General features: G+C 30.9%; 15 protein-coding genes and 1 pseudogene. 15 read left to right on the top strand and 1 reads right to left on the bottom strand.

The genetic code is table 11. The features are described from left to right. Positions 1-40: 40 nt before the first annotated feature. From KPL55_RS11935 to KPL55_RS11870, 15 genes and pseudogenes are all read left to right on the top strand, one after another. Positions 41-1,852, top strand: a complete 1,812-nt coding sequence (locus tag KPL55_RS11935; protein ID WP_216306954.1) for a sigma 54-interacting transcriptional regulator — start codon at positions 41-43, stop codon at positions 1,850-1,852. 310 nt (positions 1,853-2,162) lie between these two features. After that, a complete protein-coding gene (locus KPL55_RS11930; protein ID WP_216306953.1) occupies positions 2,163-3,668 on the top strand; it encodes a 4-hydroxyphenylacetate 3-hydroxylase family protein in 1,506 nt (501 codons plus the stop codon). A gap of 63 nt (positions 3,669-3,731) precedes the next feature. Next, positions 3,732-5,030, top strand: coding sequence for an acetyl-CoA hydrolase/transferase family protein (locus tag KPL55_RS11925; protein WP_216306951.1), 1,299 nt, complete (start codon positions 3,732-3,734; stop codon positions 5,028-5,030). A gap of 54 nt (positions 5,031-5,084) precedes the next feature. After that, positions 5,085-6,458, top strand: a complete 1,374-nt coding sequence (locus KPL55_RS11920) for a hypothetical protein (RefSeq protein WP_216306950.1) — start codon at positions 5,085-5,087, stop codon at positions 6,456-6,458. Between the two features lie 291 nt (positions 6,459-6,749). Next, the gene (locus tag KPL55_RS11915; RefSeq protein WP_216306949.1) at positions 6,750-8,159 is read left to right on the top strand and encodes a GGDEF domain-containing protein; all 1,410 of its coding nucleotides are present in this window, start codon (positions 6,750-6,752) and stop codon (positions 8,157-8,159) included. A 53-nt stretch (positions 8,160-8,212) separates the two neighbouring features. Next, positions 8,213-9,403 (top strand): CapA family protein, encoded by a 1,191-nt coding sequence (locus KPL55_RS11910; protein WP_216306948.1) that lies wholly within the window; start codon positions 8,213-8,215, stop codon positions 9,401-9,403. Between the two features lie 133 nt (positions 9,404-9,536). Then, the gene (locus KPL55_RS11905) at positions 9,537-10,559 is read left to right on the top strand and encodes a potassium channel family protein (protein ID WP_216306947.1); all 1,023 of its coding nucleotides are present in this window, start codon (positions 9,537-9,539) and stop codon (positions 10,557-10,559) included. A gap of 283 nt (positions 10,560-10,842) precedes the next feature. Continuing rightward, on the top strand, positions 10,843-12,921 hold the full coding sequence (locus tag KPL55_RS11900; protein WP_216306945.1) for a BglG family transcription antiterminator: 2,079 nt from the start codon (positions 10,843-10,845) through the stop codon (positions 12,919-12,921). Next, on the top strand, positions 12,918-13,346 hold the full coding sequence (locus KPL55_RS11895) for a transcriptional regulator GutM (RefSeq protein ID WP_216306944.1): 429 nt from the start codon (positions 12,918-12,920) through the stop codon (positions 13,344-13,346). The genes KPL55_RS11900 and KPL55_RS11895 overlap by 4 nt, the downstream gene beginning before the upstream one ends. A gap of 30 nt (positions 13,347-13,376) precedes the next feature. Continuing rightward, positions 13,377-13,961 carry a PTS glucitol/sorbitol transporter subunit IIC gene (gene srlA / locus KPL55_RS11890; RefSeq protein ID WP_246599429.1) on the top strand — a complete coding sequence of 195 codons (585 nt, stop codon included), beginning with the start codon at positions 13,377-13,379 and terminating at the stop codon, positions 13,959-13,961. Between the two features lie 48 nt (positions 13,962-14,009). After that, positions 14,010-14,462 (top strand): annotated as a pseudogene (locus tag KPL55_RS26765) (PTS glucitol/sorbitol transporter subunit IIB); the annotation flags it as partial. 87 nt (positions 14,463-14,549) lie between these two features. Further along, positions 14,550-14,969, top strand: a complete 420-nt coding sequence (locus KPL55_RS26760) for a PTS glucitol/sorbitol transporter subunit IIB (protein ID WP_376770443.1) — start codon at positions 14,550-14,552, stop codon at positions 14,967-14,969. 29 nt (positions 14,970-14,998) lie between these two features. Continuing rightward, complete coding sequence (locus KPL55_RS11880; RefSeq protein WP_216306943.1) at positions 14,999-15,364, top strand: PTS glucitol/sorbitol transporter subunit IIA; 366 nt, start codon at positions 14,999-15,001, stop codon at positions 15,362-15,364. Between the two features lie 93 nt (positions 15,365-15,457). Further along, positions 15,458-16,279 carry an SDR family oxidoreductase gene (locus KPL55_RS11875; protein WP_216306942.1) on the top strand — a complete coding sequence of 274 codons (822 nt, stop codon included), beginning with the start codon at positions 15,458-15,460 and terminating at the stop codon, positions 16,277-16,279. 89 nt (positions 16,280-16,368) lie between these two features. Further along, positions 16,369-17,718 carry a glucose-6-phosphate isomerase gene (locus KPL55_RS11870; protein WP_216306941.1) on the top strand — a complete coding sequence of 450 codons (1,350 nt, stop codon included), beginning with the start codon at positions 16,369-16,371 and terminating at the stop codon, positions 17,716-17,718. 170 nt (positions 17,719-17,888) lie between these two features. On the opposite strand, the gene KPL55_RS11865 is transcribed toward KPL55_RS11870, so the two are convergent. Beyond that, positions 17,889-19,238: a sodium-dependent transporter gene (locus KPL55_RS11865; protein ID WP_216307019.1), complete on the bottom strand. Its 1,350-nt coding sequence runs from the start codon at positions 19,236-19,238 to the stop codon at positions 17,889-17,891. Positions 19,239-19,539 lie beyond the last annotated feature (301 nt).

Here is a 19,539-nt window from a genome sequence, read left to right as displayed (position 1 = left end):
TTGAATAGCTTAATTTTTTTATATATTGAGAGGTGTATTTATGAAAGTAATGGATGTTATGATTAAGGGTAATTTTACACTTAAAGAAGACAATACTTTTTATGATGCGGCACGGTTATTTAGTAATAATAAAATTCAAGTTATACCTATAATAGATGAAAAAAAATTTTTAATTAATGTTATAAGCAAAAATGACATAATTGAAAATATTGTACAGGGAACAAGCCCTAATATATTATTAAAATTCCTTTCTTTAGATAAAGAAAATATTATAAGTGAAGATTTAAGAATAGATGATTACATGAATAATTACATTAATGCTAAGGAAAGTTACAAGGCAGTTAAAAATGCAGAAGGTAAATTTGTTGGTGTTTTTAGCGTAAGAGATATGTTTAAGCATGAATTTGCAAGTGAAGTAGAAAAAATAAGTGAACTAAAAAAGAGATTGGAATCTGGTAATAATAGTGGAGGAGTACTTCTTAATTGTACAGAATTAGACGCAGTTATTGAATCATCATTTGATGGCATATACGTTACCGATGGAAAAGCTAATACATTAAAAATTAATAAATCTTATGAATATATAACAGGACTAAAAAGAAAAGATATGATGAATAGGAATATGTATGAATTGCAAAAAGAGGGATTCATATCAAGATCATCTACTCTAATGGTTGTAGAAAATAAAAAATCAAATACCATTGAGCAGGAATTTAGTACTGGTAAAAAGGTGCTGGTTTCTAGCAATCCTATATTTGATGAAAAAAATAATTTAACTATGGTTGTTACAAATGTACGTGACATAACGGAATTATATGAGCTCGAGGAACAAATAGCTAAAAATATGAAACTTACAGAAAAATATTATTCTGAAATATCAGCTATGAGGAGTGAATACTTAAATTTATTGGATATAATTGCAGTGGATAAAACAATGATAGATTTACTTGAGGTTGCTAAAAGAGTAGCTAAGGTGGAAACTACAGTTTTAATATTAGGGGAAACGGGTACCGGAAAAGAAGTAGTAGCGAAATTTATACATAAAAATAGCCTGAGGGAGGACAAAAACTTTATAAGAATTAATTGTGGAGCAATTCCTCATAACCTTATAGAATCTGAGCTCTTTGGATATGTAAAAGGGGCATTTACTGGGGCTAATAATCAAGGCAAGATTGGACTTTTTGAAGTGGCAGATGGTGGTACAATTTTTTTAGATGAAATTGGAGAACTTCCTTTAGATATACAAGTAAAACTACTTAATGTTCTTGAGGAAGGAGAAGTAGTAAGAGTCGGATCATTGAAGTCAATTAAAATCGATGTGAGAGTACTTGCAGCTACTAATAGAAATTTGGAGAAAATGACTAGGGAAAAATCTTTTAGAGCAGATTTATATTATCGTTTAAGTGTTGTACCTCTTACTGTACCACCGTTAAGAGAGAGGAGAGAAGATATAGTACCTCTAGTTCAAGATTTTCTAGCTAAATTAAATATGAAATATAACTTTGAAAAAACTTTTACTGTCGAGGCACTTAATGCACTTTATAATTACGATTGGCCTGGAAATGTTCGTGAACTTAAGAATATAGTTGAGAGAGTTGTAGTTATGAGTAGTAATAATCAAATATTAAAAAGTGACTTGCCAATTAAAAACTTTCAGGATTTATTAGAAAAAAATAATGACCATGATGAGATAGGTAATTTAAAACACGAGGTTGAAAAAGTAGAAGCTAAACTTATTATGAACGCTTTTAATAATGCAGGGAATGTTCGTGATGCCGCAAAATTAATTGGTATTAATTCTTCTACTTTTTTTAGAAAGAGAAAAATGTATTTAGAAAAGAAAATGTTGTAAAAATGGAACATGTACCAAAATTGCAATATAATTTCAATATTCTGAAAATAAGCATATACTGTAATCGTATTCAATAATTTGTATGTTTTGTTATAATATTGTTTCGTTTATGGAACAGGAATTATTAAAAAAAAGGCTATAATTTAAAAGTTAATGCTAATTAATATAGATACTAGGTGAAATTAACAATATATGTTGATTTTATCTAGTATTTTTCAATTAAATGACTTTTCTATGACTTTGGCACAGATTATGCTTTGTATATAAGTGTAAAATAATACAAAATATATATGTGAGAGGAATGGTTAAAATGGGATTAATGACCGGTGAAGAATACGTAGAAAGTCTTAGAAAACTTAAATTGAAGGTTTATATGTTTGGGGAAAAGGTTGAGAACGTAGTAGATGATCCTATAATTCGTCCTTCAATGAACTCAGTTAAAATGACTTACGATTTAGCTCAAATGCCTGAATATGAAGATTTAATGACAACTAAATCTAATATCACAGGAAAAAAGATTAACAGATTTGCTAATCTTCATCAAAGTACTGAGGATTTAATTAAAAAAGTTAAAATGCAAAGGCTATGTGGGCAGAAAACCGCTTCATGTTTCCAAAGGTGTGTTGGAATGGATGCTTTTAACTCTGTATATAGTACTACTTATGAGCTAGATAAAGCTTATAATACAAAATATCATGAGAACTTTAAAAAGTTTTTAACATATATTCAGGAAAATGATTTAATAGTAGATGGAGCAATGACAGATCCAAAAGGGGATAGAGGATTATCACCCACAAAACAAGAAGATCCAGATATGTACCTTAGAGTAGTTGAGCGAAGACCTGATGGTATCGTAGTTCGCGGTGCAAAAGCTCATCAAACTGGTATTTGTAATTCACATGAAGTTTTAGTCATGCCAACTCAGGCTATGAGACCAGAGGATAAGGACTATGCAGTATCATTTTCAGTGCCAACAGATACAGAAGGTATTATTATGATTCTTGGACGTCAATCCTGTGACACAAGAAAAAGTGAAGAAGGAGCTGACATCGATGTTGGAAATTACAACTATGGTGGAGTAGAAGCTCTTACTATATTTGATAATGTATTTGTACCAAATGATAGGATATTTTTAAATGGAGAAACAGAATTTGCAGGAATGCTTGTTGAAAGGTTTGCAGGATATCATAGACAAAGTTATGGTGGATGTAAAGTTGGTGTAGGCGATGTTCTTATCGGAGCTGCTGCACTGGCTGCAGAATATAATGGAACTAGCAAGGTTTCACATATCAAAGATAAGTTAATAGAAATGACGCATCTAAATGAAACACTATACGCCTGTGGAATTGCATGTTCTGCTGAAGGCCATGTAACGCAGTCAGGTAATTATATAATAGATTTGTTACTTGCAAATGTTTGTAAGCAAAATGTAACTAGGTTCCCATATGAAATAGTTAGACTTGCTGAAGATATTGCCGGAGGACTCATGGTAACAATGCCATCTGACAAAGATTTTAAAGATCCACTAATCGGACCTTATTGTGAAAAATACTTAAAAGGTGTTGCATCTGTATCAACAGAAAATAGAATGAGAATATTAAGATTAATAGAAAACATGTCGCTTGGAACAGCTGCAGTTGGATATAGAACAGAATCAATGCATGGAGCAGGTTCTCCACAGGCTCAAAGAATAATGATAGCAAGACAAGGTAACTTACCTCATAAAAAAGCATTAGCAAAAGTGATTGCTAGAATAGAAGAGGAGAAAATAGTAACATCTGCAGAGCCTTTAGTTGCAGCAACGAAGATGAAATAAGCACAAGTACATGTGGGGTGAATTGTTCACCCCACATATTTTAAATAATGGAGAGTGATATCTGTGAAATTAGAAGAAATTTACAAATCAAAGATTGTAACTCCAGAGCAAGCGGCAGAAAAAATAAAATCTGGAAACAGGATAGTTGTGGGCCATGCTTGTGGTGAACCAACAGAAGTAATAGCAGCAATGGTAGCTAATTGTGAGGTTTATAAAGATGTTGAATTTGTACACATGGTGGCAATGAGTAAAAGTGAATATGCAAAGCCTGGAATGGAGAAATATTTTAGACATAACTCACTATTTGTAGGAGCAAGTACAAGGGATGCAGTAAATAGTGGAAGGGCAGATTTTACTCCTTGCTATTTTTCAGAAGTACCAGCTCTTTTCAAAGAAGATTTACCCGTAGATGTAGCACTTATTCAAGTTTCAAAGCCAGATGAACATGGCTTTTGTAGTTTTGGTGTATCTAACGATTACACAAAACCTGCAGCAAAATATGCAAAACTAGTAATTGCAGAAGTAAATAATAGAATGCCAAGAACTATGGGAGACTCTTTTATACATGTTTCTGAAATTGATTATATTGTAGAATCTAATCATCAAATAATAGAACTAAAACCTCCTAAAATCGGAGATGTTGAGAAAGCTATTGGCAAACATTGTGCATCTTTAATTGAGGATGGTTCAACACTTCAACTTGGAATTGGTGCTATTCCAGATGCGGTACTTCTGTTTTTAAAAGACAAAAAGGACTTAGGAATACATTCAGAAATGATTTCAGATGGAGTAGTTGAACTTGTTGAAGCAGGGGTTATAACAAATAAAGCTAAGACAATTCATCCTGGCAAAATAGTAGTAACCTTCCTTATGGGGACTCAAAGATTATATGATTTTGTTAATGATAATCCAATGGTTGAGATGTATTCAGTAGATTATGTAAATGACCCATCTGTAATTATGAAAAATTCAAAGATGATATCAATTAATTCTTGTGTGCAAGTTGATTTAATGGGGCAAGTAGCTTCAGAGACAGTTGGATTAAAACAGATAAGTGGTGTTGGTGGTCAAGTAGATTTCGTACGAGGTTCTAATATGTGTATCAATGGGAAATCTATTATGGCAATGTCATCTACAGCAGCACATGGAAAAATTTCGAAAATTGTATCATTATTAGATGAAGGATCAGTGGTAACTACTGGTAGAAATGATGTGAATTATGTAGTAACAGAATATGGGATAGCAAAGCTTAAGGGTAAAAATTTAAAGGATAGGGCTAGAGCACTTATAGGTATTTCTCATCCAGACTTTAAAGATGGATTAGTGCTTAAATTTGAGAAAAGATTTAATTGCTTATTTTAGTAATCTATTCAATAGAAGATAAATATAAATTATTTTAAAGTGGAGGTTTAATTTATGTCAATTAAAAGGGAATTTGGAAAAGAACAACCTTACTTGCCTGCGGGTCCATTTAAAATACGTATACCATTTGTGCATTATAAGTTTGAATGGCCAGACTATGTACAAGGTTTATTAATGTGCGCGGTTTGTCTTGGAGCCATACCTATGCTTCAAGAATATTTAGGAATGCCTTTTGAAGTAGCATTGGCAGTTGTAGTACTTAATGGTATATTTTATTGTGCACATGTATTTTTAGGGGATCCTGTAGTTCCTGGCTGGGTGACTCCTGCAATTCCACTTCTTATGCTTTATGTAAGTGATTATAAAATAGGACCAGAAAGAATACAAGCACTAATAGCATTTGAAATGTCTTTAGGAGCTTTAGCATTAATATTAGGTATTACAGGACTTGGTAAGAAGATAGTTCACATTGTTCCAAATGCAATGCAGTCTGGTATTATACTTGGATCTGGAATTGCAGCTGTAAATGTTATATTTGTAAAAGGGGCTCGGTTTGACCTATTCCCTATTTCTATTACTATTTGTGTAGGGCTCGGATTTTATCTTTTATTTTCAAATCATTTTAGAAGTATTAGAGATAATAATAAAATTTTAAAAACAATATCAAATTTAGGTATATTGCCTATAATAGCCCTGGCAATAGTATTAGCGCCTTTAGTAGGAGAAACATCTTGGCCTACAGTGCAATGGGGCATAACAAAACCAGCTTTTGGAGTTTTATGGTCGCAGTGGACATTTTTTTCTAGTAAAATAGGATTTCCTCCAATTAAAATGTTTATAAATGCTTTACCAATGGTTATTTCCGCATATATAATTTTATTTGGCGACATGATACAATCTTCAGCTTTAGTAGATGATTGTAAGAAAGATCGCCCTGATGAACTTATAGATTATGATTCAAATAGATCTCATATAATATTTGGCCTTCGTAACATGTTGATGTCTGTAATAGGACCAGATCTTACAATGTGTGGACCTCTATGGGCAGCAATGCAAGTTGTTGTTTGTGAAAGATATAAGCATGGTAGAGAATCTATGGACTCAATACATGGTGGTGCAGGTTCTTTTAGATTTGGAACCCTCACGGGATACTTTTTACTACCAATCGTTTCGCTCGTAACTCCTATTTTAGGAATAGCACTTGCTTCTACAATGCTAATTCAAGGATATGTTTCTATAAGAGTTGGAGTTATGAAGGCACGTACTGCTAATGATTTAGGTATAGCAGGCATTATGGCAGCGGTTGTTGCAACACGAGGCGCAGCTTGGGGACTGGCAACAGGTATTGTACTTTGTATATTAATACAATTTGGAAATAAACCTAAATTTGATGTTATGCTTTTTGAAAATGAAAACATTGAGTTATAGGTAAAATAATTCATTAAATTAAGATGATATAATATTGGTAATAAATAGTAAAACTTTGTAATGAAGTTTTACTATTTTTTTGTATATTCATTAAATTAGTGTCTTTAAATTTACCTCATAAATAAAGATAATAAAGTATTATAGGTAAAATTAATATAATATGATAAAATTTATAGTACAATGTAAGTGGAATAAATTAGAATAAGAATATTTAAAGAATATGTTTCTATAAATTTAAAAATAATAAGTCTGTACGGTAGAGCATGAACAATTATTGGGGGGCAAAGCTATATGGTAAATGAAAAGTTGGGCATACTGCAACAAAGGATTACAACACTAAAATCCGAAGGGAAGTACCAAGAAGTAATTGAAAATTGTTATGTTCTTATTGAACTAGGAAAGCAAATAAGGGATTATAAATCGATTTTAGCCGCCTATATGGGGTTGGTAGCTTCGTACTTTTATATTGGAGACATGGAGGCTGCGTTTAGCTATATAGAGATTCATAAAGAGATTTGTGATAAACATGGAGACGAAGAAGATATATTATTGTCATCAAATGTAATATGTTTACTTTATGAATATAACAAAGATTTAGATAAAGCAAAAAAAATCCTTGAAAAAAATATTAAATTAGGAAGAAAACTAAAAAGATATAACATTGTAAGTAATGGATATAGTAATTATAGTCATATGTGTATGCTTGAAGAAGACTACACAAAAGCATTAGAAATGGCTAATTTAGGTCTTGAAATGGCAAAACTGCATAAGCCATTTTATCCAATTTTAGAATTAAGAGTTAAGTTAAACATCGCTAAGGCACTTATTGGACTAAAGGACTTTGTAACATCAAAATTACTAGTTGATGAAATGATAAATGATCCGGTTTTAGATTCGTTTATAAGAGAAAAATCACAGTGTTATGTGTTACAAGGTTATTGGTACAGTGAACAACAATTGTATAGTAAAGCATTTGAAGCCTTTTCTAATTCTAAGATATTAGTTGAAAGTTACAATGATATATATTTTTTAAAGGTCATACAAGATGAAAGATGTAAGTTATGTGAGTTAATGGAGGATATAAATTTAGGGTTTAAACTCCAAAAGGAATACATAACACTTCTAGATGAGATTAGAAAAACGGAACTGGGGTTATTAGCTCTAAGGCTTCAAATCAAATATAGTATAGCTTCAATAGAAAAGGAAGCTAATACTGATTATTTGACTGGTATATATAATCGTAAGTATATGGAAACTACTGTGAATGGATTCCTAAAGCAAGCACAAAAAAACAATGAAAGTGTAATATGCATGGTATTTGATTTAGATGGATTTAAATTTATTAATGATGAGTATGGGCATCTTTTTGGAGATGAAGTTATAAAACAAGTAAGCGATGCTTGCTCAAGAATTCTTAGAAAAAATGATTTATTTGCCCGTTTTGGAGGAGATGAGTTTGTCGTTATTCTAAAAGGGATTACCCTTAAGGAGGGAGAAATTAAAGCGGAACAAATATTAGAAACAGTTAGAGACCTAAATATATATAATGATGGTACTCGTATCCCAATTACAATAAGCATTGGGGTTACAGATAATATTACTTGCAGTGCAATATATTTTAATGACTTATTCAATGTTGCAGATTTAAGACTGTATAAGGCAAAAAACAGTGGTAGAAATCGAGTTTGTTCATTTAATTAAGGATAGTTAAGGGTATATGCGCACAAAAGTAAAAAACCTCGGGGGGGATTGTTTTGAAAAAAACTAGGCGAAAAAAATTCAATAGGAAAAAAGGTATCAAAAACATATCTTTACTATTTATTTGTGTATTATTAATATTAGGGACCATTAAAACTATTTCATTTACCGTAAGAAAATTTAGCAAAAATGATTCTAGTAAAAATCTAACTGACAAAACCACTCCTAAACCTACTCCTAAACCTACAAATAACACAAGTAATACTGATGTTACTCCCATAGTAAAAGATACAAAAACAGAAGTGCTGCTCTCAGCGCTTGGAGACTGTACTATAGGCACTGACACTAAATTTAGTTATTCAAATAGCCTTCCTGCTATGGCAACAAAGAATAATAATTACTTTTCTTATTATTTTAAAAATGTTTATAGTATTTTAGAGAAAGATGATGTTACAATTGCTAATTTAGAAACAACATTCACGGATGCAACTGATAAGGAAGAAAAGCAATTTAACTTTAAAGCTAGTAGTGAATATGCTAAAAGTTTACCACTTGGGTCTATTGAAGGTGTGAATCTTTCTAATAATCATATTTACGATTACAAACAAAAGGGATTTATTGATACAAAACTTGCCCTAGAAAAAGAAAAAGTTAACTATTTCGGAGAAGGATCCATATGGAAAACTACAATTAAGGGTCAGTCATTTGGATTTTTAGGTTATAGAGGGTGGTCATTAGACAAAAGTTTTCTTGATAAAGTAAAATTAGATATAGAAACTTTAAAAAAGACTAACTCAGTTGTAGTTATAAATTTCCATTGGGGAGCAGAGGGACTATATTACCCAGTAGATGCCCAAAAAGAACTTGCACACTTTGCAATTGATAACGGCGCGGATATAATACTTGGACATCACCCCCATGTAATAGAAGGAATTGAAAAATATAAAAATAAGATTATAGCTTATAGTTTAGGGAATTTCTGTTTTGGTGGGAACTCTAATCCTAAAGATAAAACAACTTTTATATTTCAGAGCAATTTAAAGTTCACTAATGATAAACTAACTTCTATTGGTGTACGTGTTATTCCTTGTAGTATATCTTCAGTTAGCTATAAAAATGATTATTCCCCAACTCCGCTCGAGGGTAATTCTAAAATAAATTTATTAAGTAAGCTAAATGAAATTTCTAGTGATTCAGGTTTTAAAATAAGTGATAAATTTTTCTATATGAATGTTAATGATAAGTAAGAGAAGTAATAAAGAAATCTACATATGTTAGAAATAGGCTGCATTATGGAGTTCAATTCATTGTGTAGCCTATTTATTTATATTTATTACTTTTTATGGTATAATAAGTTGAAGTATGATTAAGGAGCAAGCTATGAAAGGTTATCGTAAATTTAATTTTGTAGTCACTATTTTAATAGCTTTAATCCTTACAGCAACAATAGGATATAAATTTTTATTAGATGTTAGTTTTGTAGATGCATTGTATATGACTGTAATAACCATATCAACCGTAGGGTATGCAGAAGTAGGCAATATGGATGAAAAGGCAAAACTTTTTACCATATTTATTATTTTTTTAAGTTTAGGTACAGTAGGGTATTTATTCACAAGTATAGTATCTTCGTTTTTAGAGGGAGAGTTAAAAGATGCCTGGAGGAGGAGACGTATGGAATCCCAGATAACAAAGCTTAAAGACCATTATATAATATGTGGGGCAGGTGAGACAGGACAAAATGCAATAAAACAATTCAAAATAAGTAATGTACCTTTTATTGTAATAGATAAAGATGAAGAAAAAATAAATGAACTAATAGCAGAGAAAATCTATGCTATTCATGGAGATGCAACCGAGGAAGATGTATTAGATAAGGCAAGAATAAAGTTTGCGAAGGGTCTTATATCTTCATTACCTAAGGATGCTGACAATGTATATACCGTCTTAACTGGTAGAGGAATGAATGACAATTTATATATTGTGTCTCGAGCTATAAATAAAAATGCAGATGCAAGACTTAAAAAAGCGGGAGCAAACAATACAATTTCTCCAAATGAAATAGGAGGACGTAGAATGGCTTCCCTAATGCTGAGACCCACTGTTATTGCTTTTTTAGATATAATAACCCATGCTGGAGATGTGATTTTAGACTTAGAAGATGTTGTCATATGTGAAAATTCAATTATAGTAAATAAAAGTCTTCGAGAAATAAAAATTCCAGAAAAAACTGGGCTAATAGTTTTAGCTATAAAAAAATATAATAGTGAAAAATTATTCTTTAATCCAAATTCTGATGAGATTTTAAAAATAGGGGATACAATGGTAGTTCTAGGAACGGAAGATCAGATAACTCAACTTAGAGAAATTGCTAATGACTTAGGAAAAAGATATTTAAGTTAAAGAATTAATTGAAATTGTTTAAATATAGTAAAAATTTAGTTTAAAATAATGTTATACAAAATGTTGTTTTTTTCATAAATAGAAGTAAAGGAGGCCAATGCCTCCCTTACTTCTATTTTTATTTAAAATTTTAATATTCCTATAGAATTTAAGAATACCATTATTAGAACTGTGTGGATGTAGCATTATTAGGAAGTTGTATAGATTAAGTAAGTTAAGATAAAACTGTAATATAAAAACTAAAGCAATGTTGGGGTACCTATTAAATCTTGGAAATATGATAATGTATACATTAGTACAACGTTTTCATTTCACTATTGAAAAAGTATGTATTAATAAACCTAAAATAGTAAGGTATAATAAAATTGTAGTTAAGAGGAGGTGGATAGATTACATGACAATGATTCCAATTGATAGCAGATTATTAAAAGTTTTAATAAAAGTAAACTCCAAGAAATTTAATGAACTAGATGAATTGGCAGAATTCGTTGGTGTAAGTTCAAGGACGATCCGTAATTACATAAAAGAGCTTAATATTATCCTCACTAAGGAAAATATGGCAGTGATAGTTCAAGTTAAGGAGGCCGGTTATAGAATTATTGTGCATAATCAAAATAAATTTGATAAATTTATTGATGAAGCATCGGTGCAAAATAGTGATCTAACTATTCTAAATTCTCCTGAAGATCGTTTAATGTATATTATCCAAATACTGATAAAATCAAAAGAGGTTATAAAGATAGATGAGCTAGCTGATAAAATTAATATAGGTAGAACTACACTGATAAATGATTTAAAAAAAATTGAGGCCTTGTTTAAGTTGTATGATATTAGAATTAAAGGGAAGCAGAATTTAGGTATAACTATTGAAGGAAATGAATTAAATATTCGTTTATTTATTCTGGATTATTTAAATAAAGAATTTGTAAAAAATTCTACTTCAAATTCTTGTGTAATAACCATAAACAATGAGTATTATGAGAAGATTAGAATTGGTTTAATTAAATTATTTGCAATCAGCGAAATCCACCTGGCAGATGAAACTCTTATTGAAACCATGAATTACATTATGGTTATGTTAATAAGAGTAGATGATAATAAAAATATTATTACTTTAGATAAAAAATATGAGGATATAATTGATAATGAGGAATATAATCTTGCGGCAAAAATATTGGAAATGTTAATTGAAATAACTAATTATAGTTTTAATGAATATGAAGTTTCTTTTGTAATTCTACCATTAATAGGTAGAAGGGCATCAATTAATCCTAATAATTTAATTATTAAGGAAAGTGTGAAGTTGCTTGCAGAACAAATTATTAATGAAATAAATGAAAATTTAGGCGTATCAATTAAATATGGCAATGCAATTGTTAAAAATTTTATTTATCATTTGAATTTTATGCTTAATAGATTGATATTTAATATAAAAAATAAAAATGAACTTATAAATGATATAAAAAAGAATTATCCATTACCTTATGAAATGGCAAAAATAGCGGCTAAAGTAGTAGAAAATAATTATGGTTTAAAATCAGGAGAAGATGAAATTGCATACATGGCACTTTATTTTGCAAGTTATATAGAACAAGATAATTATGATGGAGAAAAGATTAAAAAAATTGCGCTAGTATGTGGCACGGGACTTGGAAGTTCACAGTTTTTAAATATTAAACTCAGAAGGCTGTTAGGTAGAGAGGTTATAATTGATAATTATTCGGATACCAAACTTACAAAAGAATTATTATTAAAATATGACATTGTGTTTACTACAGTTGATATTACCTTTAATACTGAAACACCAATTATTATGATTAATGTAATATTTGATGACGATGTTTTAAAGAAGACCATACAAGAAAAAATGAATTTAAAAGAATATAATGCAAATTATCTTCAGGCAAATGATCCTATTCTAAGCATTATAGTGAAGAAAGAACATTTCTTTATTTTAGAAGAAGATAATTATATGGACAGTTTAAACTTTATGTTAGATAAGTTGTTAGAACTTGAAGAAGTAGATATAGAATTTAAAAGTAGAATAATTGAGAGAGAATTAAAAGGAACAAACATCTTTGGTAATTATGTGGCACTACCTCATGCGATTAATAATAAAGAAAAACCACTTCGTATAGCTTTTGGAGTACTGAAAAAACCTATTGTTTGGGAAGGAAAAGAAGTCAAAATTATTATTTTATTAATGATTCCATCAGAAGAAAATATAGATAAGGATTTACTAATTAGAACTTATGAACAACTACTAAAGCTAACTCAAAATAAACAAGTTATCATTAATATGTCTAAGTTAAAGGATTACAGTGAATTTAAAAATCTATTGTTAAAGGAGGTCTTAGTATGAATCCAGTTATAATCCTAATCATTTTAGGTGTTATTGCATGGTTAGTTAATTGTTTATTTGGTTTAATGCAAATAAAGGATTTTAATAAAAACTATATCGAGCTAAGAAGAATTGGCAAAGTGGCTATAGGTAGAAAAAAAGGATACATTCGTGCTGGTACTGTTGTGCTAATACTCATTGACGAAGAAGGCACTGTTATTAGTTCTAGAAAAATGCAAGGAGTATCGGTTTTTGCAAGAGTTAAAGAATTTAAAGGACTTGAAGGGATGTCCCTTTCAAATATAACAAAGGAAAAGTTAAAGGGGTTCAACAAGCTAATGAGAATAGCAATTCTTGATGCTACGAAAATTTATAATACATTTAAGGGAGGTGAGGATGAGAAAAGTCATGACGAAAAAGAAATAGATAAACAATTAGTAGTATAAAAATAAATTTATTCTAGGAGGTAAGTTGTTATGTCACAAATATTTACAACAATTGCTAATTTAGCAGATAATTTCATGGGCTTATTTAGAGCAGGTGGTATACAATTCATGTCTTTTGTAACAGGGATAATCCCACTATTAGTTGCACTTTTAGTAGCGATGAATGTAATAATTAAGTTGATTGGAACTGATAAAATTGAAAATCTTGCTAAAAAATCATCATCTAATCCGATTTCAAGGTATCTTATATTACCTGTAATTGGGACATTCATTTTTGCAAATCCCATGACATTGTCTTTGGGGAGGTTTTTACCAGAAAAATACAAACCTAGTTATTATGCAGCTTCAAGTTTTTCATGCCAAACTATGAATGGTATATTCCCACATGTTAATCCAGGCGAACTATTTGTTTTTTTAGGAGTGGCTGCTGGGATAACAAAGCTTGGTTTTACAACTGGTGATTTGGCAGTAAGATATCTTTTGGTAGGTATGGTTACAAACTTCTTTAGAGGCTGGATTACAGACTTTACAACTTCGGTAGTGGAAAAACAACAAGGTATTAAGCTTAAATCTGTTATGGATATAGATCATTCAAATGATACTGAAACAACTTAGTAATGAGAAATATGTTTAGTAACTAATTAATTAAGGAGGAAGATTAATATGGAATATAAAAAACTTAAAATTACAAAAGGATCAGGTGGTTGGGGTGGACCGTTAATTATTGAACCAACTGAGGTAAAAAATAAAATAGTTTATATAACTGGTGGCGCAAGGCCAGAAGTAGCTGTAACTATTGCAGAGCTTAGTGGGTGTGAATTAGTTGATGGATTTACTCGAGGAGTTCGTGATAGTGAAATTGCTTGTGTGATAGTTAATTGTGGTGGCACTTTGAGATGTGGTATTTATCCTCAAAAAAAAATACCTACAGTTAATATCCTAGCAACAGGGAAAAGTGGTCCACTAGCAATGTTTATGAAAGAAGATATTTATGTGTCAGCAGTTAAATCAGCCAACATACAAGTAATAGAATAATAACAGGAGGTTATTTAAATGAAAAAATATGATAGTAACAAAAAAATCAGCCAACAAAGTTCAGGTCTAGTGGCTAAAATAGGTATTGGAATTGGAGCATTTACATCATTATGTTTCCAAGCTGGTAGAGATACAATAGATACAGTTATTCATACAATTTTACCATTTATGGCTTTCGTTGCTACTCTAATCGGTATAATTAATGCTTCTGGTATAGGAAATTGGTTTGCGCATTTATTAACACCGCTAGCAGGAAATGTTTTCGGGTTAATAATTATATCATTGATTTGTTCATTCCCATTACTTTCTCCATTTTTGGGACCTGGTGCAGTTATAGCGCAGATAGTTGGAACTTTAATAGGAGTTGAGATAGGTAAAGGAACAATTCCACCACATTTAGCGTTGCCAGCACTATTTGCAATTAATTCACAGGCGGCATGTGATTTTATACCCGTAGGTTTAGGTTTAGCTGAGGCAGAGCCTGATACAGTTCAAGTTGGTGTACCATCAGTATTATATTCAAGATTTTTAACAGGTGCTCCTACTGTAATTATTGCATGGCTAGCAAGTTTTGGGTTGTACAGCTAATATAAATCTAGTTAGGAAGGGATGTAGATATGGACATAATTTATAAAACAGAAGTGACTTACATCGGTAAAAGAGTAAAAGATTTTATTAAAAGCGATATGTTTATAATTTTCAAAGAAAATGCACCAGAAGATCTAAAGGATTATTGTTTTCTCCATAATAAAAATGAATTAACCAAGAATATTGAAGTAGATGATAACTTATTTTTAGGAGAGACCCAGTACAAGATTACTGCAGTAGGGGAATATGTAAATAAAAATTTAAAAGAATTAGGTCACATAACATTCAAATTTAGTGGCGAAACAGAAGCTAATATTGCTGGAACATTGTTCTTAGAAAAAAAAGAAATTGTACCACCTGAGAATGGTACAATAATAAAAATATTAAGACGCTAAAAAAAATATTCAACTTAATTATAACTACTATAGAGAATGAAGTCAATTGAATAGTATCTGATAAAATAATGAACAATAAGGAGAATAAAGAATATGGACAAGTCATGGTTGGAACTCGAAGGAAAAACAGCAATTGTTACAGGCGGATCATCTGGAATAGGTAAAGCTGTAGCACAAAGTTTATTAGACAATGGAGCTAATGTAGTAGTAAGCGATATGAATCCAAATGAGCCTGAATTTAACATAAATGAAAAAAGTGGAAAAATGATTTATATAAAGACAGATGTAACAAATAGTAATAGTGTTAATGAAATGGTATTAAAAGCAAAAGAAGTTTTTAAAAAGATTGATGTTTTAGTAAATAATGCTGGAATCAACATTCCAAGGTTATTAGTTGACAAAAAAGATCCACATGGAAAATATGAATTTGACGAAGTTACATTCGATAAGATAGTAAATGTAAATCAAAAGGGTGTGTTTTTATGCACACAAGCTGTGGCAAGGGAAATGGTAAAAGAAGGTTCTGGAGTTATAATAAATATGTCATCTGAAAGTGGACTTGAAGGTTCAGAAGGACAAAGTGTTTATGCAGCTACAAAAAATGCTGTTAACTCATTTACAAGATCTTGGTCAAAAGAATTAGGTAAACAAGGTGTTAGGGTTGTTGGAATAGCACCAGGTATTCTAGAGGCAACTGGGCTACGAACTATAGAATATGAATCAGCTTTAGCTTACACTCGTGGAATTACTGTAGATGAACTAAGAAAAGGATATAGTAAACCTTCAATCACATCACTAGGAAGATCAGGAGAACTTACAGAAGTTGCGGATTTAGCTTGTTATATTGCATCTGGAAGATCAAGTTATATCCATGGTGTAACATACAATATAGCTGGTGGAAAAACAAGAGGATAAAGTAAATAAATGATGATATAGACTAACCACTTTAAAAAAGTGGTTAGTCTATAGATTATTTAATATAATTATATAAGGGAGGAATATTAATGAAAAAAAATTTATCTTTAGATTTAAGCAAAACAAGGCCATATTTAGGTGAACATGAAGTTTCTTATTTACAACCAATGGTATCTATTGCACACAAAATGCTTAAGGATAAAACAGGCCCAGGGAATAAGTTTTTAGGATGGATAGATCTTCCTTTAAATTATGATAAACTAGAATTTGAAAGAATTAAAAAGGCAGCAAAAAAAATAAGAAGTAATTCGCAGGTTTTAATAGTAGTTGGAATAGGTGGATCTTACCTAGGAGCTAGAGCGGCTATAGAAATGTTAACACATAGTTTTTATAACAGCCTAACAAACGAAAAAAGAAAATCACCAGCAATATTCTTTGCTGGTAATAATTTAAGTTCTACATATATGGCGGATTTACTTGATGCTGTAGATGGAAAAGATATTTCTGTAAATGTAATATCAAAATCAGGAACTACCACAGAGCCAGCTATTGCTTTTAGAATATTCAAAGAACTATTAGAAAAGAAATATGGGAAATCAGGAGCCAAAGAAAGAATTTTTGCAACTACTGATATTGCTAAAGGAGCTCTAAAAAAATTAGCAGATGCAGAAGGCTATGAAACATTTGTTATTCCAGGTGATGTAGGGGGAAGATTCACAGTGCTAACAGCTGTAGGATTATTACCAATAGCAGCGGCAGGCATAGACATTGATGAAATGATGAATGGAGCAGCGGATGCAAGGGAAGTATACAACGATGAAGATATAAATAATAATGATTGTTATAAATATGCAGCAGCTAGAAATGCACTATATAGAAAAGGCAAGGTTACAGAAATTTTAGTTAACTATGAACCATCACTTCAATATTTCGGAGAGTGGTGGAAACAGCTTTATGGCGAAAGTGAAGGAAAAGACCAAAAGGGAATATTCCCAGCAGCAGTTAATTTCTCTACAGATTTGCATTCTATGGGACAGTATATTCAAGAGGGTGTACGTAATATATTTGAAACTGTTATAAATGTTGAAAAGCCAAGAATTGAGGTTGTAGTTAAAGAGGAAAGTGGAGATCTAGATGGTTTGAACTTTCTAGCAGGTAAAACTATGGATTTTGTTAATAAAAAAGCTTTTCAAGGAACAGTACTTGCTCATAATGATGGTGATGTTCCTAATATTATTTTAAATGTACCAGCATTAACATCATATAATTTTGGACACATGGCATATTTTTTTGAAAAAGCTTGTGCAATGAGTGGATATTTATCAGGGGTTAATCCATTTGATCAACCAGGAGTAGAAGCGTACAAGAAGAATATGTTTGCGCTTCTTGGAAAATCAGGATATGAAGAGATTAAAGAAGAACTTGAAAAAAGGCTTTAGAGAAATGGAAATTATTGTAGACGTCTGTATTTGTATTTTATCAGATATATAAATTAGAAAAAATAAAAACCTCCAAGATTAATTAAAATATCTTGGAGATTTTTTTTTGTACAAACTTAAAGGCAAATTATAAATTTACATATTAATATATAATATGAAATATTTATTATCTAAAATTTAAATATTCCAATAGAATTTAAGAAAACTATTATAAGAAGAAATGGGGATACAAACTTGATAAATACATATATAACGTCTAAAACTAAAGCATTATTTAATGTTCCTTGATTTGATAGTTCTAGTTTGAAATCTTCCTTTTTAGTAAAATATCCTACGTAAACTGCTATTAAAAGTCCACCTATAGGAAGTAATATATTTGAAGATAAATAATCGAAGGAGTCAAAGAAACCTCTTTCTCCTATAATATGAATATTAGCAAGTGCACTTGTTGGATGAGCCGATAATGTTGCGAGAATTCCAACCACCATCATTATGCTTGTTGTAAATAACACAGCTTTAGTTCTACCCATACCTTTTTCTTCTGTAAAATACGCTACTGGAACTTGAACCATAGATATTAGTGCTGTAGTAGCGGCTATTGCAGATAAAAAGAAAAATGCCACTAATAATATACTGCCAAAAGGTATCTTTGAGAATACAAGTGGTATAGTCATAAATAAAAGACCAGGACCTTCACTAGGTTTAAGTCCAAATGAGAATACTGCTGGGAATATTGCAATTCCTGCAAGTATCGAAATTAATGAGTCAGATATAGCAACCTTAGCTGAAGTCGCTATCATATTATTATCAGTGGTAAAATAACTCCCATAAGTAATCATTGTTCCCATTCCTAGAGAAAGTTTGAAAAATGCTAAACCAAGAGCTGCTAGTATTACAGGTCCAGTTAGTTGCGAGAAATCCACATGAAATAAAAAATTTAATCCTTGTGATGCACCTGGAAGTGTTAAGGATCTTACGGCGCAAATAATAATTAATATAAATAGTACAGGCATAAGTGTTTTTGTTATTCTTTCAATTCCGTTTTTAACTCCTGCAATTAATATTATCGATACTATACCAAGAACTATAAACTGCCATACTATTGGGGACAAAGGTCCAACTAAAGTTGACATGAATTTTGTTGACGCAGTACTAGAAGTAACCCCAACAAAATCGCCCTTTATTGCTTTAAATACATATGAGTAAACCCATCCGGCAACGCAACTATAAAAAAACGCAATTAGAAATGCTGTAGCTGTACCCATAAACCCGATAGTTTTCCAACCTTTAGCAGCATCTAATTTTTTAAAAGCTCCTACTGCATTTTTTCTAGATTTTCTACCAATGTAAAATTCACATGCCATAATTGGAATGCCGACTAATATAACACATAAAAGATAAACTAAGAGAAAAGCTCCTCCACCGTTAGTACCTATTAAATAAGGAAATTTCCATATGTTACCTAAACCTACAGCTGAACCTAATGTTGCAAAAAAAACTGCAAACCCTGTAGAGAACATTTCTCTTTTATTTTTCTCTGCCACCGAAATCACTCCTCTTTCGTTTCTAAACACTTTAACACTTTAGCACGTACACATTATTAAATCAATAGAAAGGTCGATTAGTGCTAAAGTAATTATTCTAATTAAGCAGTTATTATATGTGAAATAAACATAAAATTCTATAATATATAGTATAATGTGAGTAGACGTGCGAGCTGCGAAGCAGCACGCAAATGCGTGATGTTTCCTCTTGGAAGTGGAAATAATTCTATTTTCATTAGTAAGTTATTAACATACAGTAGGGAAACCCTATCAGGAA

Source organism: Clostridium lacusfryxellense, from assembly GCF_018861735.1.
In the GTDB taxonomy this organism is placed as follows: domain Bacteria; phylum Bacillota; class Clostridia; order Clostridiales; family Clostridiaceae; genus Clostridium_AD; species Clostridium_AD lacusfryxellense.
This window is presented reverse-complemented; position numbering and strand designations above follow the sequence as displayed.